The sequence below is a fragment of the Candidatus Micrarchaeum sp. genome (assembly GCF_016806735.1).
GTDB lineage: Archaea > Micrarchaeota > Micrarchaeia > Micrarchaeales > Micrarchaeaceae > Micrarchaeum_A > Micrarchaeum_A acidiphilum_A.
In genome coordinates this window covers 228542-253428 of the sequence record NZ_CP060530.1, presented here as the reverse complement: position 1 = coordinate 253428, position 24887 = coordinate 228542, and the positions used below count along the sequence as shown (strand labels likewise).

Genomic DNA, 24887 nt, shown 5'->3' with positions numbered 1-24887 from the left:
GAATGTTAGGATAAGCATTAAAAAAGTTCATAACAAAAAGGCTTTATTGACTTAATTTTCAGTAGCGAGTTTGGTCTGTTTATGGATTCTGGACAGGAAGCACAACCGGAGATTGCCGAGAAGCACGAGGAGAGCATACCGCAGGTCAGCGTTGGAGCTGACTCGTCAACGCCAGCAGAGCATAATGCCAATGCAGGTAACGGCAAAAAGGCCAGGTTCACCATAGGCAAATACGGCTATGCTGCAATAGCGCTTTTCATAATCGTAATAATACTTGACATATACCTAAGGACCGGGATGCTTAAGTATGCAGGATTCTTTGAGCCCGACGGCTTTTATCATTTTTCGGTCATAAGGGCCGCGGTCACGCACGGGTTTGCAATACCTAAGACGTTGGTTCTTTCAGGATTTCCTACGCATTTCCCGATCACGGAGCCGCTGGGACTCTATTTCGTCACGCTTTTTCCGTATGCGGTATTGAGGTACTTCGGTGCAAGCTATTACACCATGATGAGGCTTGTGCCAATACTCTTCGGTGTCCTTGACGCAATAGGCGCATATTACATTGTAAGGTATTTTGCCAAAAGCAGGGTTCTGGCATTTCTGGCAATGTTTTTTGTAGCAATATCAAGCGGCGACATAGCCAGGACAGCTGCGCTCGTATACAGGGGAGACGGCTTCATAACCTCTTTCATGATACTTTCGCTCATATTCTTTATAGCGGTATTCAGGGCCAAGAGCGCCAGAAAGAAGGTGCTATTTGCGCTGCTGGCTGCTTTCGTCCTGGGAGTTGGCACCGCAGTGTGGAATGGCGCGCCGTTTACAATAATAGTGTACATGCTTGCAGTAATATTAATAACAGTGCTTGGTTACATAACGTCTGACCTTCAGCTGCTCAAGGATTCGCTTTTGCTGACCTTTGCGCTGCTGCTGACATATGCGATGCAGCACATGTGGATGGCACTTACAATAATAAGGGGAACGCAGGCACTCTCAAGCCTGCACTTCTTCATATTCTATGGCCCGGTAGTTATAGGCACGCTTCTTGCCTATTACCTTATACGGGAAAGAAACAGGTTCCCTTCATTTACTATGAACATGGCAGCAAGGGCAAAATTTGTTGTTGCGGTAATAGTAGTAGCTTTGGTTGTAATCCTCGTATTCTTCGGAGGATTCCTTGCGCAGGTGGCTAGCGGCGACGGGCTCGTGATAGCGAGCAGCCACCTGGATACCACAATACAGGAGCTGCAGCCTCCGACGTTTGCATTCCTTTGGGCAAGCTTTGCGTACCAGCTCTTTCTTGCTCCGGTCGGCATAATCCTTTACCTGCTCTTTGCAGACAGGATACACCCGGGACAGAAGTACACGATGCTGCACAGGCTCAAGTTCTCGCCCGAATTCTTGGTAATGCTTGCTTATTTCGTGGCTACCTTTTACCTGCAAATCAATGCGGTAAGGTTCAATTCGATAGTAGCTGTGCCTATAGCGATATTTGCAGCTTATGGGCTTTACGCGATAGGCAGGCTTTTGGGATTCGACAAAAATGTCTTGAAGAACGCGAAGAAAGGGATTCGGACTTATGGCAGGCTCATGTTCGCTGCCGTAGCTATATTCATACTCGTATACATGCTTTATTTGACAAATCTAGAGTCTTTCACGTCGGTACAGGCTGACGGCATAAACGCCAATTTCCTTTCTGCGCTTACATGGGTGAAAAATAATACCCCGAGCAACGCAACATTCCTGGCAGTTTGGCCTGATGGCTCTGTCATAGAGGGCTGGGCGAACAGGACCAGTGCAATGGACAGCGTTGGAGGCCAGAATCCTAAGCTTATAGCAGGCTTCGCAAGATTTATACTAAACACAAGCCCGGATGCACATTACCTATTAAACGAGACGCATAGGCCAGAATACCTTCTGGCAAGATATTATTGGCTGCAGGAACTCGGAGGCATAGCTACCGAAGGCAACCTGAGCAACACGATAGCAGCAACTTATGGCTATGACGCATTCAGCAGCGTAAACGTAACAAGCAACAGCACGTTCGAAAGAATTTTCTTTGTAGCGCAGGGAAACAGCGGCCTCGAAGGCGTAATGCTTCTGAATCTCTCCAACCCTGGCGATGTCGAAACGGCGTTGGGAAGCAACGGCAGATACACCATCTTAAAGCACACCATTTTGTACAATTTCGCAAATGGCACTTATATAGAGCACAACGTGACCGGATCGCCTGTGAATTATACGTTCTTCATGACATATTCCGGGCACAATATAACTAGTGCAGCGCTCGTTGGCCAAAACTTTACTAGAAGCAACATGTTCGAGTTCCTTTACGGATGCTCGAAGGCAAGCTGCGATTATGGAAATGGAACAGGAGTAAGCATGAAACTCATTTACCAGAACTCGGACAGCAGGATATTCAAGATAAGCTATGCCAATTCCACTACTTAGAAGACTTTTCCAGAATTACCTTTATGAATCCTTTTTCTGTTGACACTTTTGCCGGCTCAAGGCCGGGAATATTGGAGTATGTATTTGCTTCCCTTACGCTAAGCGAATGGCTTCCAGAAATTCCCATGCCCTTTTCGGGCTTGAGGAATTCATATATTGCCATTTTGCCCCGGGGAGCAATGCGCTTGGCTATGTATTCCAAGGCCTTGCGCTTTACAGCCCAGTGGTGGAATGACAAGGTAGTTATCACAATATCGAATTGAAGATCGAAGGGTATTTCGGTGTTTTTGCCTATTGCGAATTCGAGGTTTTTGATGTCCATTCGCTTGGAGAGCGAATCCGCCTGCTTTATCATGTCCTTTGATGGATCTATCCCGCATATTTTGGCTTTGGGAAACATCTGCGCAATTTTCACATCCAGAATACCTGGGCCGCAACCTATGTCTAGCATGGATGAGAACTTGTAATTCGCGATGTCGGAAAGTATGAACGAGTAGAATGATTTCATGCTTGGAAAAGTGTTCGAGAATACTTTGTAAAGCCTCGACGTGAAGAAACCGAAGTTTTCGTCTTTTGGCTCCTTTCCATGCATGCTCATTGCGCCTTCAAAAACCATTTGCTGCCCTCCTGCGTGTCTTCAACGATTACTCCGAACTTTTCTTCCAGCTCCTTGCGCAGCTCGTCGGCCTTGGCGAAGTCCTTGGATGCACGTGCCTGATCGCGAGCTTTAAGTAGCTCTTCGGACCCGGAAGGAAGGCTCTTTTCCTTTGCATAATTGTCTATGCTTATGCCAAGAACCGAATCGAAATCCAGGAGTACGTTCAGCACAAGAGATGATGCATCTATGCCTATGGTGCCGGTTTCTACCAGGTTGGCAGCCTTTGACACAAGCTCGTGCATGGCCGCAAGGGCTTCCGGAGTGTTGAAGTCGTTGCATATAGCGCTGAAGAATTTGACGCGTATGTTCTCAGCAAACTTTATCGTTTCCTTGTCGAGCTTGTCGAATTTGGCGGATACCTTTGCCAGCTTCTGTGCTACGGTATATATGGAATTTATCGTATTCTGGGCGTTTTGCAGCGCGTCGAAGGTGAAGTTTTGCTGGCTCCTGTAATGCGAGCTAAGGAGGAAATACCTGTAGGCTAGCGGCGAGAAGCCTCTTTTGATTATGTCATCAAGCGTGTATATGTTGCCAAGAGATTTCGCCATCTTTTCTCCGTCTACGGTCAGGAAATTTACGTGAAACCAGTAGTTGACGAACGTCGCGCCAGTAGCGGATTCGGATTGGGCTATCTCGTTGGTGTGATGTATTGGTATGTGGTCTATACCTCCGCAGTGTATGTCGAAAGTATTGCCAAGGTATTTCATGCTCATTGCGCTGCATTCTATGTGCCATCCTGGAAAGCCCCTCCCGAACTTCGAATCCCATACCATCTCCTTTAAGCTTTCTGGGGCGAAGCGCCATACTGCAAAATCCGTTATGTTCTTGAGCCCTTCAGGCCTGTCGACCCTTGCGCCTGCCTGCTGGCTCTTGTTCAGCTCTTCAAATGTCCTTCCCGAAAGCTTTCCATAGTCTTTCACCTTGGATGTGTCCATGTATACTCCGCTGCTGGAATCCTTTATCGTATATAGATATCCCTCCTTGTCCAATGTGCCTATAAGCGAAAGCATTTCGTTGACGTGGTCTGAAGCCTTTGCCATGGTTGTCGGAGTCGTTATGTTGAGCAGCGATAGGTCTTTCATGAAGGCCTTTGTGTAGAAGTCAGCGATTTCCGACATGCTCTTGTGCTCCTTTGAGGCTTCCCTTCTTATCTTGTCTTCCCCAGTATCGGCGTCGCTGGCCAGATGCCCAACGTCGGTAAGGTTCATTACATGGTTTACTTCGTAGCCCTCGTGTGCCAGCGTTCTCCTAAGCATGTCCTCAAACACATAGGCGCGCATGTTGCCTATGTGGGCATAGAAATAAACCGTAGGCCCGCATGCATACATCAACACCTTTGGAGGATTCAAAGGCTTGAAGTCTTCTATCCTGCGGGACATGGTATTGTACATCTTTATTGAAGGCAAAACAGCACCGATTTTATTTATTAGGTCAACACTAAATTACTTCCTGATTGTCTTCATCCATGTTGGAATACGCCTTGGTTATGTATGCATGCTCCTCCTTGAGCTTGGGCATGCTGCCTATGGCCCTGAGTTTTCCTGCATCGACACCCTTTAGGCATATTACAACCCTGTTCCCCGATATTGGAGGCATTGAAAGAGTGTATACTTCAAACATTTTGGCAAGAGCTTTGGTGAGCTTCTTCGAATTCGCTATTCCAAGCGAGGTAAGCGTATAGTTTATTGCCAGAACCCCGTTTCCCATGAGCGATGAGCTCGCGGCATTTATCATCCTGTCGGAGAAAAATTCCTCTGGCATGTTCTCGTCTACATATGCATCAAGTATCACAATATTGTACATGTTGCCGTGGGACTCCATGTACTCTATCCCATCGCCAAGTATTATGTTTGACTTTAGGTTCTTGCCTATGAATATCTTGTACATGGACGCTATGGCCTCGTCAATCTCTATTACGTCTATGCTCGCGTTAGGGTATAAAGATTCTATCTGGTACGGTATCGTGCCTCCGCCAAGGCCTATTATCAGTATTTTGGGATTTTCGAACAGTGATGGAAGAGGCAGGAAGTAGTCCCAATAGCTTCCGGTGAGGAGGCGCCCCTCTACTATGCGCGAAAAGACCGTGCTGTTGTATATCAGCTCCTTGTACGGGCCCTTCTTTATTATCCTTATCCTTGCTCCGTGGCTGTACTTTTCGGCGAGGACTTTCCCGAAAGCGGATTCGTAGAAGGATTTTAGTATGTTCGTGATTTAATCACCTGCACCGCACGTTGGATGTGCAAGAGACTTGGAATGGCAGTAAGATAAATTTATAAGGTAAACTTATTAATATTCTTGCCGAAATAAGTGTTATGCCCGTTGTAGCTCAATGGCAGAGCGGCCGGCTGTAGTTTGATTCTTCGTCAAGAAGATACCGGCAGGTTGAGCGTTCGACTCGCTCCAACGGGAAATAAGGTGTAATTATGCAAGGAAAAAGCGCAACAGAAAAGTTCATGTCTCCATCAGCGGGACAGCAGAAGCACACGCTCCCGTTTATTTTCATGCTTATAGGAGGCGTACTCATACTTTTGGGAGGAATCTACGAGTTGAGCGCGGTCAGCGCTATCAGTTCTGTTTCGGCCAATTCGATAATAGCAAACCTCACTGCTTCTAATCCTGCACTAGCGCACAACGCCACTGAGATAAGGCTAATAAACAATTATGTGAACAGCGGGGCGCTGGCGGATGTAATATATGCAGTAGCAGCAGTTGGCGTAATATGCGGAATCGTTGTCATGCTTAGCGGAATCATGTCATACAATCCCAAGGGGAACAGGCTCAAGATATTCTCCATAGTTGCCATAATATTCTCGCTCATAAGCATACTCGGAGACGGAGGATTCTTAGTAGGCATGATCCTGGGAATAATAGGAGGAGCACTGGGACTCATGAAGAAGTAGCAAGACAAGAAGTTATTTATAGCTGACAATGCAGAAATATTCTGCAGAGCCTCGGTGGTGTAGTGGTTAGCATACGACCCTGTCACGGTTGCGACTCGGGTTCGAATCCCGACCGAGGCGAATCCTGCAATGCCAAGAGCCTGACTACCTCGCATCTTGCTTGTCCTTTGCTGTTTAGGCTGCATGCGGCATATTTTTAGATTATTGTTGCAATAAAATTATGCTGTATGCTTGGGTGCGTTAATGGTGGAAAAAACAAGGCAGCAGGGCAAGGCTATGGCAGACATATTTGACGATGAGAAAATCATAGGCGTCTCTACTATAACGAAAGTTGGCGCAATCAGGATAGTTGCATCGAAAGATGCAGACCATGATTTCCATTTCCTTCTGATGCCCATAGAGCACAGGGGGGATTTTACAGAGCTTACGGAAACAGAATTAAAGGACATGCAAAGGGCGGAATCGCTCGTGGCTAGGTTCTACAAAAAGCACGGGCTTGACGGCTATTCCAAGATAGAGCGTGTGGGTGCAAGCGCAGGAAGGACAGTCCCGCATTACCATGTGCATATTTTGCCAGGCAAGAGCGACAATTTCCACAGCAACCCTGCCGATAGAGCCTTGCACAGAAGCACTGATCAGATCAAGGAGGCAGTTTCGGAACTTAGCGCGGAATTCTTGCCTAAATACTAAAATACCCGATATTGATAACTTGCCCATAAGTGATTCTGATGTCTCTAGATCTTATAAATAATCTCTGGGTTTTGCTTGCAAGTCTTCTTGTATTTACGATGACTGTATCCGTTGGTCTTCTGGAAATAGGTGAAATCAACCACAGAATGGATAGAAGCCTGTATAAGGCTGTTATAATAACCTGTTTTTCATTATTTTTTATGGGCCTTTCGGATTTGATATTGCTTTCGCGCCAACGATAGGCGGCATAATTGGAAATCCGGGCTATAGCAATATATTCCTCGGACTTTTTTCTTCAAATCTGCCTGGTGAATTGACTGGCGTTTTCTGGCTTACAGGTGCCAAATTTTTTGGTACAGGCCTTTCGACGGGCACGTATTTTCTCTTTGAAACGGCATTCGCCTCAGTAACACTGGCGCTTGTTGGCGTGGTCGTACTACGAAAGATGAAAATGTCAGCTTTCATGTTATTTTCGATCGTATACTTCATATTTATATGGACCATTCCTGCCGCATGGATATGGAATCCGACAGGCTGGCTGTATATGCTGGGCGTTCGTGATTTCGCCGGAGGCCTAATTGTCCATGGCGCTGCAGGATTCGCTGCTCTTGCTATAATGGTTCGAATATGGCAGGAGGAAAAGAAAGGGGCCTGAAACAGTCGAAGAAGGAACGCCTGAACCTGAACTCTAGCTGGCTAACGCTTTCCATCATACTGTTATGGGTTGGCTGGTTTGGCTTCAATCCGGGAAGCGAACTCGCCTTCACAACTGAAACGATTATAGTTGTGATAACCACGTTCCTAGCTGCTGCTTCTGCAATGGTTTCAACCACGCTTACTAAATTCCTTGTTTCAAAGCGGGATCCTGGGCTGATATACGCCGTTAATGGTGTTCTGATGGGGCTTATAGTCATAACTCCCCTTGCCGGCTATGTGAGCCCGGGGAGTGCTGTCATTCTAGGACTTATCAGTGGGCCAATATTTGTCTTTGCGGAAAGTATATTCTCCAAGCCTAAATGGTACAGTGATCCGATAGGAGTGCTGCCTGGGCATCTGGTTGGCGGTGTATTTGGCCTGCTCATGATAGCGTTCTTCGCGCAGACCCCATTTGCAGCTGCTTCCGGCGCTTCGAACCTTCCGAACGGGATACTGTTTGGCGGCGGCATCATGGCGCTGCACCAGCTTGGGCTTGAAGCCATGGCCGTAGTAGTAGTCGGAGCATTTGTTTTTACTGTTTCATACGCATCGGTTTATGCTATAAGCCGGCTGCTGAACGGAATGCTTCAGGATAGCGAGTACGCACCAGCTCGTCTTGCAAAAGAAAGCTATGCTTCTACTCCTGTGGCTGGAAAAAAATAAATATAACTATAAAAATATGACCTTCTCTGCGACCTAAAGGCCGCAGTATCACTTGGGTTAAACGGCAAGATGCAGCTGCCCTGAAATGCCCTGCCTCCTGATGTAGTTCTGCAGCGTATTTTCATTTCTCGGGCCGACACTTTCATTGCTCATGCGTTTTGCCTGAAGTTTTCATCAAAGAAATAACGTATAAAATACCAACCTTTGCTTAATCCGCATATCAATTATTGGGTGTGTTCACTCTTTGATTATTTCGGCTTCGGGCCTTCTTAGAAGATTCTTGAGCTTCTTCTTCACCTTTTCAGAATTCTGCTTGACAAAGCTTTCATCGTTGTAAAAGTTGTTTATGAACCAGTATTTGTCTACGAATTCCTCAGGATCAGAACCATGCTCGATTAGCTTTCTGTGCGACCTGTTAGATATCAAAACCAGATAAAAATCGTAAGTATTTATGAACTCGCTAAGCTTTTTCAGGTATCCGGTATCGTTCACCGTGCTGTGGGGCTCGAGTATGACCTGGCGCCCGTTCAGGAATATTGACGTCATGAAATCTGGATAGTATGCCCTGCCGTTGCTCAATGGATAGCGCATGTATTCGTAGTATGCCGGTATGCCAAGGTCTAGAAGCGCAATCTTTACCGCGTCTTCCCTTGGATTCTTAAGTTCCAAGGACTGGTTTAGGTATTTTTGTTTCCTATGTGGACAGGAACAGGAGCAGGCATTGGATTGTAAACGAAGATTTCCGAATCCCTTTGCTTTTGGCTAAGCATATTTTCTATACCTGCAAAAATATTTATGCGTTTTCGCTTTTAGGGTAGGATGCTTAAAAGCAGGGCAGAGGCTCAGCTATAAATAGCTTAAATGCAATACTAGCTGTAAATGTACTAATTATCGGTGATAATATGCCAAAGAAAGATGAAGTGCTGGAGCTGATAAAGCAGGCAAACATGCAGATGGACATGCTTATAAGCGACACGAGCGTGCCTAAGAATGTAAGGAGCGCCGTAAGCGAAGCGAAGTCAAAGCTTAACGAGGAAGGAGAATTCACAGTAAGGGCGTCTTCGGCCATATACAGCCTTGATTCCGTGAGCAACGACATAAACCTGCCGCCGCAGGCCAGGACTGTGATATGGGGAGTACTAAGCATACTTGAATCGATAAAGGATTGAAAGCAATAACATGGAGAGCGAAAAGGAGGTAATCGCCAGGGGTTCGCTCAAGCAGCTTGCCTCGGCCCTGTCCAAGGCAGGGATGCTTATAGGGGGAGACATAAAGGAGGACATGCTGAAGGACATTGACCCTTCGGCATTGGCATACGAGCTTATAGAGGGCAGGAATTCCGAGGAAACGCTGCACATAGTGAGCAGTGAGGAGCTCCAGAAGGCGATAGACAAGATAATGGAGCAGAAGCAGCCGATAAAGATAGAGGTGAGCAGGTCTGCGGACTTCAAGCCCCTTGCTGCTGAGATAGACGCGCAGTACAAGATAAGGGGCAGAGAAGTAGAGCACACCAACGGCAGCATAAACGATTTCGTAATGTATTTCAGGGACAGGCTTGCAAGGATGCGCCAGATAATAGCGCAGCACAGCAGCTATGGCCAGTTCCTGCAGAGCCTGGAGCACATAAACGATTACGCTTCCGGAAGAGAGGTTTACATATTCGGAATAGTAAACAGGAAGATAATAACAAAGAACAACAACCTCATGCTAGAGCTGGAAGACGAAGAGGGATATGCGAAAGTAATGTTCATGAACGGGAGCTCGAAAGAAGCGCAGGAGCTCTACGTCAACGCGAACTCGATAACCAACGATGAAGTCATAGCGATAAAGGGCAAGATATCCGGGCCGTTCGTAATAGCAAACATGATAGTGTGGCCCGACGTCCCGATAAGGCAGCAGAAGAAGGTAGAGGAAAACATAAACATAGCTTTCCTCTCCGATATACACGTGGGTAGCAAGCTTTTCATGGAGAAAAACTTCTCCAAGATGATAAGGTGGCTCAACGGAGATGCTGACCACACCCAGATGGATATGGTAGGAGGCATAAAATATATAGTGATAAGCGGGGACGATGCCGACGGCATAGGAGTATACCCGAACCAGGACAGGGACCTCGCAGTCTCCGACATGTACACACAGTACAAGATGCTGTTCGATTTTGTCGAAGCAATACCTGATTACATACACGTTTTCATAATGCCGGGAAACCACGATGCGGTGCAGAGAGCAGAGCCGCAGCCTCCGCTGCCGCAGGAGCTCATTGGGGATTTCAAGAAGGACAACGTGCACATAGTATCGAATCCATCGTACATGACCCTGCACGGGCTGGAGGTATTGGGCTACCATGGAACCTCATTGGATTCCATAATAAGCGCGATACCGAACAACAGCTATTCCGTGCCTGAGAAGGCGATGGTAGAGCTGCTCAAGCGCAGGCACCTTTCGCCGATATACGGAGGCAACATAATAGTCCCGTCGAAGACTGACAACCTTGTCATAGACACAATACCTGACATATTGCACATGGGTCACATACACAAGAACGGGACTACGAAATATCACGGAGTTACGGTCATAAACAGCGGCACGTGGCAGGGAAGGACGGATTTCCAGGTAAGGCAGGGGCACATACCAACCCCGTGCATAATGCCGGTGTTCAAATCGAAGGATTACAGCGTGACATCTATAGACTTCAACAGGTAGTCGAATGGACATACACGAATATTTTTCAGAACTTAACAAAAATTTCGAGAAGGCATTCAGCGTAGCAACCGAAGCCAAGAAAAAGGGCTACGACCCCGAACCATTCGTAGAGATATTGCCAGCTCCCGACCTTGCCACCAGGGTGGAGGGAATAATAGGGATAAAGGGATTGGCTGAGCTTATAAAAAAGAACTCTGAAGGAAAATCCAGGCAGGAGCTAGCCTTTACCATGGTGAAGGAAGTATGCACCAACGAAAGGTTCAACGACGACATAGACAAGAGGCTTTCGCTTGCGACAAAAGTAGGGCTTGCGGTCCTTACTGAGGGCATATTGGTTGCGCCGACGGAAGGGCTTCAGGGAATAGAGCTTCACAGGAATCAGGACGGAACCGATTACGCGGCCATAATATATGCAGGGCCGATAAGAGGCGCAGGAGGCACTGCGGCTGCACTCTCGGTAGCGCTAGCGGATTATGGGAGGAAGATACTCGGAATAGGAGCTTACAAGGCAACGAAGGCCGAGATGGACAGATATGTGGAGGAGATCCAAATTTACAATTCAAGAGTGGCAAGGCTCCAATACCTGCCACCGGAACAGGACATAAGGACAATATTCGAGAACTGCCCGATATGCCTTGACGGCCTGGCGTCGGAACAGATAGAAATAGGCATACACAGGAACATAAACAGGCTTGACGCTGCCGGGAAGCCGCAGATGATATCAAACAAGATAAGGAGCGGCATATGCCTTGTTTCGTGCGAGGGAATAGCGCAGAAGGCAAAAAGCGTGCTCAAGTACACGAAAGGAGCCGGGCTGGACTGGTCCTGGCTCAACCAGATAATAAAGGTAGAAAAATCTCAGCAGACCGAGCAGAAGGAAACCAAGAAGGACGTGGTATTCCTGCAGGAGCTTGTGGCTGGAAGGCCCATATTTGCATATCCGGAACATTCGGGAGCTTTCAGGCTCAGATACGGAAGGAGCAGATTCACCGGCATAGCTTCTAAGGGTTTCAACCCTGCAACCATGTACCTTATGGATGAATTTATAGCTACCGGAACACAGCTCAAGGTCGAAAAGCCCGGAAAAGGCTGCGTAGCCGTGCCAGTTGATACCATAGAGGGGCCGTTTGTCAAGCTCGATACTGGCGAGGCTTTCAGGATAAAGGATGCAGATGAGGCAAGAAGGCTCGAACCCCATATAAAAAAGATTTTGTCGGTTGGCGACATACTCGTCACTTACGGAGATTTCAAGAAGACAAATACCCCGCTAAGCCCGACGAGCTATGTGGAGGAGTACTGGGCGCTTCAGCTCAAAAAAGCAGGATGCGATGTGATTCCAAAGGTATCGGATTTTGCAGAGGCGTTAGAAATCTCGGAAAAATACGGAGTGCCAATGCATCCAAAATTCATATACGATTATTCGGACATAAGCACTGAGGACATGCTCTTTCTGGTTGAAACTTTCAAGGAGGCCGACCTCGGGGGCGCCAAAATGCTGGATGAAATCCATTCGGTTACCATAAGCGGCGACAGGCTGGCCAAGGCTCGCGAACTTTTGGAGAGGGCCTGCATACCCCACATGGACAGGAACGAAAGCATAGACGTAGAGGGCGAAACAGCAAAGTCGCTCATTGCCAGCTTCGGGCTCGTAAGGAATGGAAATATAATCCAAAATGAGGAATTGCCCGAAGATGCGCTGCGGGCACAGAGCTCGCTTGAGATGCTCAACAAGCTGGCCAAGTTCAAGATAATGAAGCGCTCCACGAAAATCGGCGGAAGAATGGGAAGGCCGGAAAAGGCAAGAGAGAGGCTGATGAAGCCCGCGCCGCACATATTGTTTCCGATAGGCGAATATGGGGGCAAGGAACGAAGCATAACCAAGGCGTACGTTCTGCAGGGAAAGAAGTTCAATTCGCAGAGCATAAACGTCGAGCTTGCAAGACACCTCTGCACCAAAGGTGGCGAGTACATAAACTCATTCTACTGCGAGGAGCACAAGTGCAGGGCAGAGATAATGCGCAAATGCAAGCTTTGCGGAAACTTCGGGACTGGCTTGAAATGCGAGAAATGCGGGGGCCAGATGGAAGGAGGCGAAATGAAGCAAATAAACATAGTTTCCGAGGTTAACAGGGCCATGAAAAACATTGGAATGACTTCGCTTCCGAAGCTCATGAAAGGAGTTAAGGGGCTTTCGAATGCCGACAAGCTTGCAGAGCCTCTGGAGAAGGGATTGCTCCGCAGCACACACAACATATTCATATTCAAAGACGGAACATCGAGATTCGACGCTACCGATGTGCCGATAACGCATTTCTATCCTGACGAGATATCCGTAGATGTAGAGACCTTGAAGAAGCTAGGCTATGACAAAGATTATATGGGCAATCCGCTTGAGCGCGGGGACCAGCTGGTCGAGCTCATGCATCAGGACGTAATATTGAACAGGAGGGGCGCAGATTATTTCATCAACGTCACGCAATTTATGGACGAGATGCTGGTAAGGTTTTACGGCCTGGAAAAATTTTACAACGTATCTGAGCAGAAGGACCTTATAGGCCATTACGTGATAACGCTTTCTCCGCACACTTCTGCAGGGGTGCTCGGCAGGATCATAGGATTCACCGATGCCAGCGTGGGATTCGCGCATCCGTACCTTGTTTCTGCGAGGAGGAGGAACTGCGACGGGGACGAAGACACTACGATGATGCTCCTTGATGCGCTTGTGAATTTTTCAAAGCATTACATGCCCACAACAGTGGGAGGCACAATGGACGCACCGCTGATACTCACCGTAAACGTCAAGCCCGAAGAGGTTGACGACGAGGTCCACGCCATGGAAGTGGTGGAAAGCTACGGCATAGATTTTTATGACAAGACATATTCGTATCCTGCACCCGGAGAGGTGAAGGTAGAAGTCGTGGGAGACAGGCTTCAGAAAGATTCCATATATTCCGGGATAAAGTTCACGCATCTTTCCGGCATAGACGCAGTAGCACAAGCTCCGAAGAGAAGTTCGTACACTACTCTCAAAACCATGAACGACAAAATAGAAATGCAGTTCAGCCTGATGGACAAGCTGTACAGCATAGACAAAAGAGATACTGCCAGGAGGCTAATACTAAGCCATTTCATACCTGACCTGATGGGCAACCTTCATTCATATTCAAGGCAGGGATTCCGCTGCGTGCAGTGCAATGCAAAATATAGGCGCATACCGATAAAGGGCGTATGCACCAGATGCGGAGGCAAGCTTTTGCTCACGATATCCAAGGGAGGAATAGAGAAGTATCTTTACACTGCGATAAATCTTGCCGACAGGTATGAGCTAGAGCCGTACATAAAGCAGAGGATTCTTCTCCTCAAGGAGGAGATAGAAGCGGTATTTGGGCTGGTGGGAACCGTGCCGATAAAAGACGACAAGCAGTTCAACCTGCTTAAATTCATGTAGGCTTATTTTCTGGCTATCAGCTTGGATATGCGCCTTGCCGGCATCGTGTTTATGACCTTTTCCTTTGTAAGCCAGCCTCTCCTTGCCATCCCAATCCCATAGCGCAGATTGTCGAAATGCGATACGCTGTGTGCATCGGAATCTATCGAAAACAATACCTTGTAGTCGCGTATGGCAAATATCGATGCGTCGTTGAGGTCTAGCCTGCTCGGATACGAGTCTATCTCCATTACAACGCCTTTCTCTTCAGCCTTTTCTGCGACTTTTCTGAGATCTATAGCGTACGGCTCCCTTTCGTTGATTATCCTGCCAGTAGGGTGCGCAAGTATGTTCACGTATCCGGAATCAATTGCTTTTATTACTCTAGATGTCATCTCATTGATGCCCATGTTGAAGCCTGAGTGTACAGCGGCAACCACGCAGTCCATACTCTTGAGCGCAGCTGCGGAAAGATCCAGAGATCCGTCCTTCAATATGTCAACTTCTGCCCCTTTGAGCAGCGTGAGCTTTCCATCAAGCTTTTCGTTCAAGGCATCGACCCTTTTGAAGAATTCCGCAAACTTCTTCTCGTCCATTCCCCTGGCAACTTTCAGGCTTTTCGTATGATTGGTTATCGCCAGATACTCGAGCCCGTGTGCCATGGCGGCGCTTGCCATTTCTTCCAGAGTGTTTGTCCCATCCGTTTCCTTTGTATGGGAATGCATGTCTCCTTTTAGGTCTTGCAATTTTACCAGCTTCGGCAGCTTATGCTTTTTTGCCAGGGCTATTTCGCCGCGGTTCTCCCTCATTTCAGGCTCTATCCAATCCATTCCAAGCCGTGAATAGATGTCCGTTTCGTCTATCGCTGAGACCACCTTGTCGTTTTTGTCGAATAGCCCGTATTCGTTAAGCTTGTAGCCCTTGGATATTGCTATCTTCCTTACTTCCACGTTGTGCTCCTTGCTGCCGGTAAAGTACTGCATTGCTGCCCCGAAGCTTTCTGGGGCTATCACCCTCAAATCGCAAGTCGTGCCAATGTCAAGCCATACGGTGGTTTTCGTTGGGCCTTTGACTACTATGTTGGATACGCCTTTCATTTTCGCAAACAGGTCCATTACATCTTCGGGGTGCTGCGATATTGCAAGTATGTCTATGTCGCCTATTGTTTCCTTCATGCGCCTCGTTGAGCCGCATATTATGGCTTTCTCCACTTTTTTCGAGGCCAGAAGTTCTGATACTATGGATTCCGCTGCAGGCAGTGCGTAGCCGAGCAGCATTCTTCCCTTTGAGCCTTCGAGCATCTCTATACCTTTTTCAAGCAGCTGCTCGCTCTTCTCGCCAAAACCCTCAAGAGTCATGACTTTGTGAGAGGATATGGCATCCTTAAGGCTTTTTATGTCGGTTACGTTTAGCTTCTGGTAAAGCGTAATTGCCCTCTTTGCCCCCATGCCTTCTATCTTCGTAAGATTTTCGAAGTCTATTGGGTATTTTTTCTTTAGCTCGTCGTACTTCCTGACGCGGCCGGTCTTTATGTATTCCTCTATCTTTCCGGCAAGGCCCTTTCCAATCCCGCTTATCGACATAAGACCGTCTATGCCTGAGCGCTCATAGAGCTTGGATACGTCCTCATCCATGGAGAGCAGCGCCATGGCTGCGTTCTGGTAGGCGCGCACCTCGAACCTTGCGGTTGGCCTTTTGTCAACGCTCAGCATGTCAGCGATTTCATTGAATATTTCCGCGAGCTTTTCGTTTGCCATAATTATAAAGCGATGAAAAATTTAAAATATGCAGCAGAAGCACCGCAAGAGATTTATCATTTGCCAGAGCCATAACAACAGTGCATTTGAATGGATTCGGAAGCTGAAGGCGGAAGCACTAATTTTGAGAGGCTGGCGAAGCTGAACGCGATATATTTAAGGATCATAAACAGGTATCGCGATTATATAGGAGAGGAGGAAAGCCTTTCAGTAGCGGAGCTGCCAAGGCTTGTTACCCCGAAAGACAAGTCAGTATTGGAAAAGGCCGAGGACATAAAGAGCGGCTTTGAAAAATATTCCTATGAAAGGGACTTCTACGCAGCAAGCGTGGTAGCATACGAATTTGTAAGGAAGGAGATAGAAACGATAAACCTTCCAGTGGAATTTTGGCTTGAGCCCGCAGAGACCATGGAGTTCGGAGCCGGGGAAAAGCTAGACAGGTATACGCTGCTGTGCAGCCTTATAATAGCGCTTGGGAATCCCTCTGCAAAAATATTGATAATAGAAAAGAACGACAGGCTCAACCCCATATTGTATTACGAGACGGACGGGATATACCTTATGGACTTCGACAGCGAAATAAGAAAATTTGCCAGCAAGGATGAGATGCTCGCCAATATAGGCATAGGCGAGGATTCCGTTGCTTATGAATTCAACGACAAGATGTACGTCGACATAACATAGGCGTTATGGGCTCAGCCGACTACCTTGCCCTTTCTCCTTACTGCCTTGAGCCTCTTTCTATGCTCTTTCTTCAGCCTGCTGAGCTTCTTCTTGTTCCTGTAGTCCTTGCCTAGCTTCCTGTTCGATTTTGTTACTTTCTTCTGCATTAAAGCACCATTGATAGCTTTATTTCCCCGGTGGCATATTTATTGCTTTTGCTTGGCTTATTTTATGCTGAGCTTGAAGTCCTTCATGTAAGCCATCTCAACTATTGGCATGACTACTTCAAGCACCCCGTTCTTGAACGTGGCTGATGCCTTTTCCGGGTCGACATTGGCCTCAAGCTGCAGCTTCTTGCTGTATATAGTGCCCTTGTGGCTTATCTCTATTATGAGCGTTCCCTGCGAGGCTATGACGTTTATCTCCCCCTTTGAAACATTCGGCATGCTGGCATCTATTACGACCGAATCCTTCTTGTATATGGTTTCGACAAATGGCTCAGTTGGCGTTTGTATTTCCGGCGGCATGCCCTGGGGCAGCTTCGGCTCCGGCTTCTGCAGGCGCACGGGCTTTGGTGGCGGAACAGCCTTTGAGGGATTTGCAGAAAGTTTTATGTCTATTCCAAACTCATTGGCTAGGCTTGCCATGTCGTTGTTGTCAAAATTTTCCTTCAATGTTTTTGCAATAAGCTTTATCAGATTCTCTATATCTGGAACGCCATTCGGGTTTTGGTCCTTATTGTCGCTCTTTTTCTTCTTTCCTGGCATAAAATCGCCACACTCTTTACTTTTTGAACCAGATATAAAAAGCTTTGCGGAGCCAGCATAACTGGGCCTACTTTTATTTGTATGTGAGGTTCAGAACCACTTGGATATGCCTTCCTGCCTTGACGAATCCCTCTTTTTGGCCAGGAGTTCGGCAAACTTGACAATACGAGCTTCGGAAAACTCGTAATCGTCGCACATCATGCGCTTTATGCCTTCTATATCGGGCTTTGCCGAGACCATTTTCTCCAGCTCCGGCTTCTCGATGCGTTTGACATCCGGATTATTGAACAGCTCCTCGACCTCGCGTATGTCGGTCTGGAAGGGAGTCTTGAACTTCTGCTCAACTATTGACTCCACGTCGCTTATGCTTTTTGATTCCATCGCTATCTTGAGCGCAGTCTTCGGGCCTATGCCCTTTATGCCGTCGTTGAAATCGTTTCCAAGCATTATGCCTATCCATATGAGCTGCTGCCTTGATATTCCAAGGGCTTTGAGGGTTTCGGCCAGTATCACGCGCTCAGGCTCAACCTCTACATAAACGTTCTTTTTGGGGAGTTTGCGCCTTCCGGAAAGCGTAAGGTTCCTTATTATCACAGGGGCGCCGAAGAGCAGGGTGTCGTAATCCTGGCTTGCAGCTGCGTCAACAAGGCCCTCCCTGCACATGTAGCTCGCTTGAGCCTCGCCCTCGCCAGTAGAGGTAAGCTGCGCTATGCCCATAAGATCCAGTAGCTGTTTGGCGCTGGACACTATTGCCTTGTCCACCCTGGTGCTTTCCTGCGCGTATGTCCTTGCCGCTTCAAGGGCCCCCTGCGCTTTTGCCTCAAGCCACGCGTTGTAGGCATTGTCCCTCCTCCTTGTCCTTGCTTCTATGGTCTTCATTTTGAGCTTTGACGGTATCCCGTCAAACACGTATATAGGAGTTATCCCGTTTTGTATCAGGTCTATGCTCCTGTAGAAAAGCCCAGATAGGTGGCTTGTTACCCTACCCTTGGAATCCTTTAGCGGCGTGCCGTCCGGCTGCCTTATTATTGAAAGAAACTGGTAGAGCACATTGTATGCGTCTATTGCCACCGTTTTGCCGCTTAGCTCCTTGAGCGATATCTTCTCCCTGATTATGAGTTTGCTAAGGTCTACCGCCATCTCAAGCACTTTTCATTTGGTAGTATAGTCGCCCAGAGTAACGTTGCCGCGCTGCCCTATCGAATGCGTTTTGGCATCTGGCTTGTCTGTTGCAGAGATGAGGTTTATGTTTAAGGTCTTCTCAAGCTTCTTTACCAGCGCCATAGGGGGTTCGGTTTTCTCTTCCTCCACCCTTGACAGGAAAGTTTCTTTCTCGTTTATCATTTCTGCAAGCACCTTTAGAGGTATCTTAAGCCCTTCCCTTGCGTTGCGTATCGCAGTGCCATAGCCGTCTATCAAAGCGGGTCCATTGTCATCTGCCTCCGGTAGGGCGCGCCTCGAATAGCTGCCGGTGCTGTTGGGCTTGCGCCCTGCAGGTTCCGAGATTATTTTCTTGCCCTTTGCGCAGCTTGCGCATACCCTGAACTCGACACCTTCTATTGATACCACATACGCAACGTCCATTTGCCTGCCGCAGAGCTCGCATTCTTCCATCAAATCACACCCAGTATATTAATGCCGGCAAGGTATATATTCTTATATTGGGCCGAAACTGCAAAAAAAGCATTGTGCTAAAGGAATACGGATATTTAATGCTTGGGCTGCTTGACTTCAAGGATTTGGGCAACTTCGTGCTTCTGGTCCCTTTCCTTTACGTAACGCATGTATTCCTCAAGCTCATCCCTCCTTACCCGCGTAACCATATTTCCTTCTGTTACTGCAACGTAGTCTCCATCTGCAGGTTTCGACAGCTCTTCCAGGAGCTTTGCCCTGTTGAAATGCTTATAGTACCAGAACCTTATGCTCAAATTCCCACCCATGATGTTTTTACGTTGTATGGCAAAGTCTAGAAAGGTTTTGCATTCATTGAATTGCGACGCTTTTGGACAGGAGGTGCAAAATCGTGCCAGCAGCAGGGATTAATGCTAAATAGCTTTATCGGCAAAGCCTATTGCATTGAGGCGTTTTGGTGGTTAAGGGTAGCAAGGCTGCTGATAAGGGAGCCTACAAATCGCGTTTTCTGGCATACAAGAAAGCCGCATCCGTGGCAATAGCGATAGCCGTCTTTGCGTTCATATATTACGATTACCATGCTTATTACCTTGGGCTGGCTTTGCAGGTAGCACTTCCAATAGCAATCCTTGTTGTTTCAGGGCTTGCGATCAAGAAGCTGCTTTCGCTCAAGGGAGGCTACGGAATGGTCATGCTTAGCGGAGAGCATGGAATAAAGGAGATAGATTACCTTGCCAAAAGGTATTCGCGTTTCTGGGAACTGCTTTCCATGTGGGGCATGGTGCTTGGGTTTGGGCTGCTTTCGTATCCGCTGATACGTGGCAGGGCATCGAAAAAAGTGTACGCGATAGGAATCATAAGCAACATGCTCATAATGGCGTTCGTGCTCCCGTTTACTTCGTATGCGCTTCTTTTTATAAACATATCGCGCTTCAACCTCATATCTAGCGCGGAATTCTCGACAACATTGCCGACTTTCCAGGCGCTGATATATAACTTCACGTATCCGGGGGCCTATTACCTTGATTACCTACTAAAGGGCATAGTCCTTGTCGCAGGTTTCTCAGGTTATATAATAGCGCTCCTCGTGGCAAATGCGGGAACCATAGTTGAGGCTTTGATAAAATCCATATCGATAAATTCAATAGCCCCGCTGCATAGCTCAACCCCAGGAGTGGCTCCGGTAATACCGGGAATAGACCTGCCGCTGTTCAGCGGCATATTGTCTCTTGCGATAATATTGATAATACACGAATTTTCACACGGCATACTTGCCAGATCATTCAAGGTAAAGCTTAAATCCGTAGGCGTGCTACTATTCGGAGTTGTCCCGGTAGGAGCATTTGTCGAGCCCGACGAAACTGAAGTGCTGAAGCTCGACAAGAAAAAGCAGAACAAGATATTTTCTGCAGGAGTTTCTTCAAATTTCCTCGCAATGATAATATTTCTAATACCGATGCTTTTGATGCTACCATTCGTGCTGACAAACATATACGGCCATGGGGTGTTCGTTTATTCCACAACGCCAGGATACCCTGCATACAACGTAATACAGCCTGGCACTGAAATCCTGGCATGGGACGGCAATGCAGTAAGCAACCTTACCCAGCTAGGCACCGCTGCACTGCGGGACAGGCCCGGATCGCTTGTGAGCGTAGCAACAAGCACCGGCAATTATACTTTCGTGGCCAAATCGTATAACGGCACATCGCGCGGAGTAATTGGAGTCAACCTTTACGAAAAGTATTTTCCGATAACGAACACACCGCTGAAGGAGATAGCTTATTTCTTCTACTCTCTTTTTGGGATATCGTTCATGCTGAACTTCCTCATAGCAGTAGTCAACCTTCTCCCAGTTCCGGGGTTCGATGGATGGAGGATATACGACAACAGCCTGAAAAAGAGGTACATAAACGTGCTAACTGCGGTAGTGGTAATAGCCCTGCTTCTTAACATACTGCCTTGGATATAGTCATGCAAGCTTGCGCAAGTCTTTTATTGTGCCGAAGTCTATCGTCGATCCGTATCCCACGGCTATGGCATGCATGCCATCCAGGTTAAGCTTTGAAAATATAGGGGCGAGCAGCTCTGATTTTGGCACCATGTTTATTTCCGTGCCGCCGGCGAAGAAGTTAAGCGCAGGTATTACAATTAGGGGAATATTCTTGTATTTGCCGTAAAGGAAGCACTTCAGCCTTTCGTGTTTTCCTATAGCGTCGATTATGCCTATCGCAGGATGCTCATGGCCCATTATCATCGCCTTTATCCCCTTTGTCGCTTTGCCGAGTTCCGGGAGCTCCTCCCCGTGGAAAAACAGGTATTTGCCCATAACTGCCTGCTGCCTGTATACCGAAAGCTTGAAAGGCTCCCTGTACCTTTCGACAAAATTGTCATGGTTTCCTTTTATGAGCACGGGCTCTATTCCTGCGTTCCTGCAGAACATTATGAAATCGTATAACTCATTGAATTCCTCTTCGTCTACCTTTGAGAATTCGTTCTTTATATCTCCGTCGACTATAAGCTTTTTGGCGTGAGTCTTCTCGATTGCCGAGCCTATTGTTTCCAGCATTTTCCGCAAATTTACCTTCGGTATCAGCACCCCGCGCTTAGCCATAACTCCCTCGTATCCGAGGTGCATGTCGGCGACAACAATGGCGTTCAGGCTTTTTATAAATAGCAATGGCATGCCGTCGATGAGCTCTATGTCTTCGCCAAGCATCATTTTATCATTTTGATGCGTTTATCCTCTTTATTACCATCTTATGCAGGTATTTTAAGTATTCATGCCTTTCCTTCATAAGCACTACGTCCGCATGGCCGAAGGTTATCATAGAGTGGGCGAACGGGCTCGGGATCTGCGTCTTTATGATTTTGTATTTCGTGTCGCCGGATTTTATGCTTTTGAGCAGCGATTTTGTCCTTGGAAGGTCCATCACCTCCTCAAATATCTCCCTGTAGGTTTCCTTCAAGACAGGGAAATCCTTGTCTATGCTCTCCACTGCCTTGATTAAAAGCGTAGCGTTTATCTGCTGCTTTCCCACGGGCAGCTTGTAGCCTTTGTAGTTGCGAAGTATCATGAAGCTTCTTGCTGCGACGTGCCTGAACCTGCGCTTCATTATCTCCGTTTTCCTTATGTTGGACTTGAGCAGCGGTTCTGGGTCCCTGCCAACCATGGAATTTATGGCTTCTTCTATATCAGAGGGCTTTAGCGTTCCCTCGGTATTTATAAGGAAGCCATTGTCGTTTATCATTATGCCTACGTCGGTTCCAAGCCTCCTGCCTATGTGTATGGCTATTATTCGCGAGAGGGTGTCGTTTATGCGCCGGCCGTAAAGTGAATGAAATATTGCAAGATTCTGACCGCTCTTGGGATCCTTTGTTATTTCTATGAGCATCAGCTTGTCGTTAGGAACGGATCCGGCGAAGAGCAGCTGCTCTACGAAATAGCCATATATGGCCTTGGAAGCGTTTGAATCTATCGGGAGCGAGCCGAGCATTTCTGAAACCTCCTTTGGCATCTTCGAAGCCAGCTTGAGAGCAGACTTCTTGAAATGTTTTGCTATTGTCTCGGAAAAGTTGCGCCTGAATGCACCTATTTCAATCGCTAGCTCGTAGCTCAGTGGAAGCTGCTCGGAGAACCACGGAGGTATGGTCGGAGCTGCCGAAACTGCTGTGGACACGTAGCACCTCATGCCCTTTGCATACTCGAACCTGTAGAGCCTGCCGCCAAGGGTGAATATGTCACCCTGCTTCAGCCTTGTCAGGAATTCCTCCTCTATGTTTCCTATCCACTTTTTTGTTTTTGTGTCGAATACGTTGACAGATACTTCGTCGGGTATTGCGCCGAGGTTGAGCATGTATATTGGGCGTATCATCTTGCCCCGCTTGCCGAATGTATTTTCCTTTTCGTCGTACCATATTTTCCCGTATACCCTCCTGCTTTCAAGGCCTACGTATTCCCCGGAAAGGTACCTTATGGTGGCAATGAAATCTTCATAGGGCAGCTTTGAATATGGATATGACGATTTGATTACTGAATATGCCTCTTTGACGTCCCATTTCTTGGTTATGGACATTCCGACTATGTGCTGCGAGAGTATGTCCAGCGCATTCATCGGCACCCTGAATGAATCCAGGTGGCGCTTGAGCGCAGCGTCAAGCATTATGCTGCATTCGACGAGGTCGTCCCTGTTGAGCACAATTATTTCGCCCTTGGCAACGGATTTGTACTTGTGGCCGGCCCTGCCTATCCTTTGAACCGCGCGCGTTACGCTTTTAGGAGAGCCGAGCTGTATTACATCATCTATGCTGCCTATGTCTATGCCGAGCTCAAGGCTTGTCGAGGATACTGCGCATTTCAGCGAGCCGGCCTTAAGCAGCTCTTCTACCTCTAGCCTGGATTCTCTTGATAGTGATCCATGGTGCGCTGCTATGTCCTCGTTGTAGCCGAACTTCTTCTTGAGGTTGAATACGACACGTTCGGTTCCGCTCCTCGTATTTGTGAATATCAGGGTCGACTTGTTTTTCTTTATTATGTCGTTTATTATCGAATATGTGTTCTGCTCTATCTTTTCGTCTGGAGTGTATATCATGTCCTTTACTGGGCTTATAGCCTGCACCTGGAGCTTCTTTCCCCATGAAGCGTCTATTATCACGCAATCTCGCGATGTGCCGTCCTCGTTGCATCCCACAAGGTATTTTGCTGCCTCGTCGAGTGGATAGAGTGTTGCGCCAAGCCCTATGCGCGTGAAATCGTGGCCTATCATGCTACGCAATCTTTCCAGAGAAAGCGAAAGGTGCACGCCGCGCTTGTTGTTAGCCAGCTCATGTATCTCGTCTATGACTACATACTCAACCAGCTTGAGATTTTCGGCAAATTTCTCCGAAGTTATTAGTATTGCAAGGCTCTCCGGCGTGGTTACCAGTATGTGCGGAGGGTGCTTGAGCTGCTTTTGCCTATCCTTTTGAGGGGTATCTCCGGTCCTGACAGCTATCGTGACCTTTGACGACTTTGCGTTCTTCTCGGACAGCTTGTATATCTCCTCCAATGGCTTGCTGAGGTTCTTGTATATGTCGTTGTTGAGGGCCCTTAGCGGAGAAACGTAGATGCAGTATACGCCCTCCTTGAGATCGTCCCGCGAAGCCTTGTTGAACAGGTCGCTTAGTATTGCGACAAATCCGGACATTGTTTTTCCAGAACCTGTTGGCGCAGCCACGAGTATGTTTTTGTGCTCGCTGACAAGCTTGAATGTAAAGCTCTGCGGCATTGTTAGCTCTTTAAAGTTGCTTGTAAACCATTCCCTGACGTCCTTGTTGAGCACGCCGAGTGATTCCTTGTCGCTAAAACCCTTGCTCATATAGCTTATCAGATGAAACACCCAAGCATAAGAATAAATAAGAAGAAACAACGGCCGGAAAACCCGGCACGACTAAAAATCAAGAACTGCGCTTTACGCATATATCGACTTGTATTCCGTTCCGGAATCGTCTATTATGTGTATGCACTCTCCTTCGCACTGTATCAGGCACGCCTGGCACAGTATGCACGCATCGCCGTTCACGGCCACGGATATGCCTCCACTAGTTCCGTCGTTTGCATCGGCGAAATGATGATGGCCGTCCTCGACCTTGGACCACTTGTCGAAAATCGCCTGATCCGTAGTGCCCTTCCACTGCGCGTTCTCAGGAGCTGTGTCCTTGTTGACTTCGTCGATGTTCTTCCTGTCCCTAAGCTCGAATACCGCAACAGGGCATACGTCCTTGCAGTGCTGGCATCCAGTACACAATGGCTTGTCTACATACACTTTCATTTGTATCACTTGGTTAATATGCATATTTCGACAAAAACATTTAAAACGGGCTGGGGCAATTTGTTAACCC

At 47.5% G+C, this 24887-nt stretch carries 23 protein-coding genes and 2 tRNA genes; 12 read left to right on the top strand and 13 right to left on the bottom strand.

Annotation, left to right across the window (positions count from 1 at the left end):
* Nucleotides 1-81: 81 nt before the first annotated feature.
* Nucleotides 82-2451 carry an STT3 domain-containing protein gene (locus Micr_RS01455; RefSeq protein ID WP_203134888.1) on the top strand — a complete coding sequence of 790 codons (2370 nt, stop codon included), beginning with the start codon at nucleotides 82-84 and terminating at the stop codon, nucleotides 2449-2451.
* Here the strand turns inward: Micr_RS01455 and Micr_RS01450 are convergent.
* From Micr_RS01450 to Micr_RS01440, 3 genes are read right to left on the bottom strand one after another with little or no spacing between them, the layout of a single operon-like run.
* The gene (locus Micr_RS01450; RefSeq protein ID WP_203134887.1) at nucleotides 2444-3067 is read right to left on the bottom strand and encodes a class I SAM-dependent methyltransferase; all 624 of its coding nucleotides are present in this window, start codon (nucleotides 3065-3067) and stop codon (nucleotides 2444-2446) included. The two genes, Micr_RS01455 and Micr_RS01450, sit on opposite strands and share 8 nt — an antisense overlap.
* Nucleotides 3046-4515 (bottom strand): cysteine--tRNA ligase, encoded by a 1470-nt coding sequence (gene cysS / locus Micr_RS01445; RefSeq protein WP_226803568.1) that lies wholly within the window; start codon nucleotides 4513-4515, stop codon nucleotides 3046-3048. Before cysS ends, Micr_RS01450 begins: the two co-directional genes overlap by 22 nt.
* Before the next feature lie 31 nt (nucleotides 4516-4546).
* Nucleotides 4547-5119 (bottom strand): spermidine synthase, encoded by a 573-nt coding sequence (locus tag Micr_RS01440; RefSeq protein WP_226803582.1) that lies wholly within the window; start codon nucleotides 5117-5119, stop codon nucleotides 4547-4549.
* 305 nt (nucleotides 5120-5424) lie between these two features.
* Between Micr_RS01440 and Micr_RS01435 the strand changes: the two genes are divergently transcribed.
* The 6 genes from Micr_RS01435 (at nucleotide 5425) to Micr_RS05300 (ending at nucleotide 8058) form a co-directional block, all read left to right on the top strand.
* A tRNA-Tyr gene (locus Micr_RS01435) sits at nucleotides 5425-5518 on the top strand.
* A 14-nt stretch (nucleotides 5519-5532) separates the two neighbouring features.
* Nucleotides 5533-6009 carry a DUF6114 domain-containing protein gene (locus Micr_RS01430; RefSeq protein WP_203134886.1) on the top strand — a complete coding sequence of 159 codons (477 nt, stop codon included), beginning with the start codon at nucleotides 5533-5535 and terminating at the stop codon, nucleotides 6007-6009.
* A 48-nt stretch (nucleotides 6010-6057) separates the two neighbouring features.
* Nucleotides 6058-6129 (top strand) — tRNA-Asp (locus tag Micr_RS01425).
* A 123-nt stretch (nucleotides 6130-6252) separates the two neighbouring features.
* Complete coding sequence (locus tag Micr_RS01420; protein ID WP_203134885.1) at nucleotides 6253-6699, top strand: HIT family protein; 447 nt, start codon at nucleotides 6253-6255, stop codon at nucleotides 6697-6699.
* Nucleotides 6700-6880: 181 nt separating this feature from the next.
* A complete protein-coding gene (locus Micr_RS05305) occupies nucleotides 6881-7354 on the top strand; it encodes a hypothetical protein (RefSeq protein WP_370523904.1) in 474 nt (157 codons plus the stop codon).
* Nucleotides 7327-8058, top strand: a complete 732-nt coding sequence (locus Micr_RS05300) for a hypothetical protein (protein ID WP_255520601.1) — start codon at nucleotides 7327-7329, stop codon at nucleotides 8056-8058. Before Micr_RS05305 ends, Micr_RS05300 begins: the two co-directional genes overlap by 28 nt.
* A gap of 237 nt (nucleotides 8059-8295) precedes the next feature.
* Here Micr_RS05300 and Micr_RS01410 read toward each other — a convergent pair whose 3' ends face one another.
* Nucleotides 8296-8727, bottom strand: a complete 432-nt coding sequence (locus Micr_RS01410) for a hypothetical protein (RefSeq protein ID WP_203134884.1) — start codon at nucleotides 8725-8727, stop codon at nucleotides 8296-8298.
* Nucleotides 8728-8960: 233 nt separating this feature from the next.
* On the opposite strand from Micr_RS01410, the gene Micr_RS01405 reads away from it, so the two are divergent.
* The 3 genes from Micr_RS01405 to Micr_RS01395 are packed head-to-tail and all read left to right on the top strand — an operon-like array spanning nucleotide 8961 to nucleotide 14209.
* The gene (locus Micr_RS01405; RefSeq protein ID WP_203134883.1) at nucleotides 8961-9227 is read left to right on the top strand and encodes a UPF0147 family protein; all 267 of its coding nucleotides are present in this window, start codon (nucleotides 8961-8963) and stop codon (nucleotides 9225-9227) included.
* A gap of 10 nt (nucleotides 9228-9237) precedes the next feature.
* Nucleotides 9238-10761 (top strand): DNA-directed DNA polymerase II small subunit, encoded by a 1524-nt coding sequence (locus Micr_RS01400; protein ID WP_203134882.1) that lies wholly within the window; start codon nucleotides 9238-9240, stop codon nucleotides 10759-10761.
* Nucleotides 10762-10765: 4 nt separating this feature from the next.
* Complete coding sequence (locus Micr_RS01395) at nucleotides 10766-14209, top strand: DNA polymerase II large subunit (protein WP_203134881.1); 3444 nt, start codon at nucleotides 10766-10768, stop codon at nucleotides 14207-14209.
* 2 nt (nucleotides 14210-14211) lie between these two features.
* On the opposite strand, the gene polX is transcribed toward Micr_RS01395, so the two are convergent.
* Nucleotides 14212-15945 carry a DNA polymerase/3'-5' exonuclease PolX gene (gene polX, locus Micr_RS01390; protein ID WP_203134880.1) on the bottom strand — a complete coding sequence of 578 codons (1734 nt, stop codon included), beginning with the start codon at nucleotides 15943-15945 and terminating at the stop codon, nucleotides 14212-14214.
* Nucleotides 15946-16035: 90 nt separating this feature from the next.
* Between polX and Micr_RS01385 the strand changes: the two genes are divergently transcribed.
* Nucleotides 16036-16629: a hypothetical protein gene (locus tag Micr_RS01385; protein WP_203134879.1), complete on the top strand. Its 594-nt coding sequence runs from the start codon at nucleotides 16036-16038 to the stop codon at nucleotides 16627-16629.
* Between the two features lie 11 nt (nucleotides 16630-16640).
* On the opposite strand, the gene Micr_RS05295 is transcribed toward Micr_RS01385, so the two are convergent.
* The 5 genes from Micr_RS05295 to Micr_RS01365 all read right to left on the bottom strand — a co-directional run bounded on the left by Micr_RS05295 (nucleotide 16641) and on the right by Micr_RS01365 (nucleotide 19303).
* Nucleotides 16641-16775: a hypothetical protein gene (locus tag Micr_RS05295; RefSeq protein ID WP_255520600.1), complete on the bottom strand. Its 135-nt coding sequence runs from the start codon at nucleotides 16773-16775 to the stop codon at nucleotides 16641-16643.
* 57 nt (nucleotides 16776-16832) lie between these two features.
* Nucleotides 16833-17375, bottom strand: coding sequence for an Hsp20/alpha crystallin family protein (locus tag Micr_RS01380; protein WP_203134878.1), 543 nt, complete (start codon nucleotides 17373-17375; stop codon nucleotides 16833-16835).
* A gap of 90 nt (nucleotides 17376-17465) precedes the next feature.
* Nucleotides 17466-18515, bottom strand: a complete 1050-nt coding sequence (gene fen / locus Micr_RS01375) for a flap endonuclease-1 (RefSeq protein ID WP_203134877.1) — start codon at nucleotides 18513-18515, stop codon at nucleotides 17466-17468.
* 12 nt (nucleotides 18516-18527) lie between these two features.
* Nucleotides 18528-18989 (bottom strand): helix-turn-helix domain-containing protein, encoded by a 462-nt coding sequence (locus tag Micr_RS01370; protein ID WP_203134876.1) that lies wholly within the window; start codon nucleotides 18987-18989, stop codon nucleotides 18528-18530.
* A 95-nt stretch (nucleotides 18990-19084) separates the two neighbouring features.
* A complete protein-coding gene (locus tag Micr_RS01365; RefSeq protein WP_203134875.1) occupies nucleotides 19085-19303 on the bottom strand; it encodes a hypothetical protein in 219 nt (72 codons plus the stop codon).
* A 161-nt stretch (nucleotides 19304-19464) separates the two neighbouring features.
* Between Micr_RS01365 and Micr_RS01360 the strand changes: the two genes are divergently transcribed.
* Nucleotides 19465-20979, top strand: a complete 1515-nt coding sequence (locus Micr_RS01360; protein ID WP_203134874.1) for a site-2 protease family protein — start codon at nucleotides 19465-19467, stop codon at nucleotides 20977-20979.
* On the opposite strand, the gene Micr_RS01355 is transcribed toward Micr_RS01360, so the two are convergent.
* The 3 genes from Micr_RS01355 to Micr_RS01345 all read right to left on the bottom strand — a co-directional run bounded on the left by Micr_RS01355 (nucleotide 20980) and on the right by Micr_RS01345 (nucleotide 24817).
* Entirely contained in the window at nucleotides 20980-21729 is a 750-nt protein-coding gene (locus tag Micr_RS01355) for a metallophosphoesterase (protein WP_203134873.1), read from the bottom strand.
* Nucleotides 21730-21733: 4 nt separating this feature from the next.
* Nucleotides 21734-24364 carry an ATP-dependent helicase gene (locus tag Micr_RS01350; RefSeq protein WP_203134872.1) on the bottom strand — a complete coding sequence of 877 codons (2631 nt, stop codon included), beginning with the start codon at nucleotides 24362-24364 and terminating at the stop codon, nucleotides 21734-21736.
* A 93-nt stretch (nucleotides 24365-24457) separates the two neighbouring features.
* A complete protein-coding gene (locus Micr_RS01345; protein WP_203134871.1) occupies nucleotides 24458-24817 on the bottom strand; it encodes a 4Fe-4S dicluster domain-containing protein in 360 nt (119 codons plus the stop codon).
* Between the last annotated feature and the right edge of the window lie 70 nt (nucleotides 24818-24887).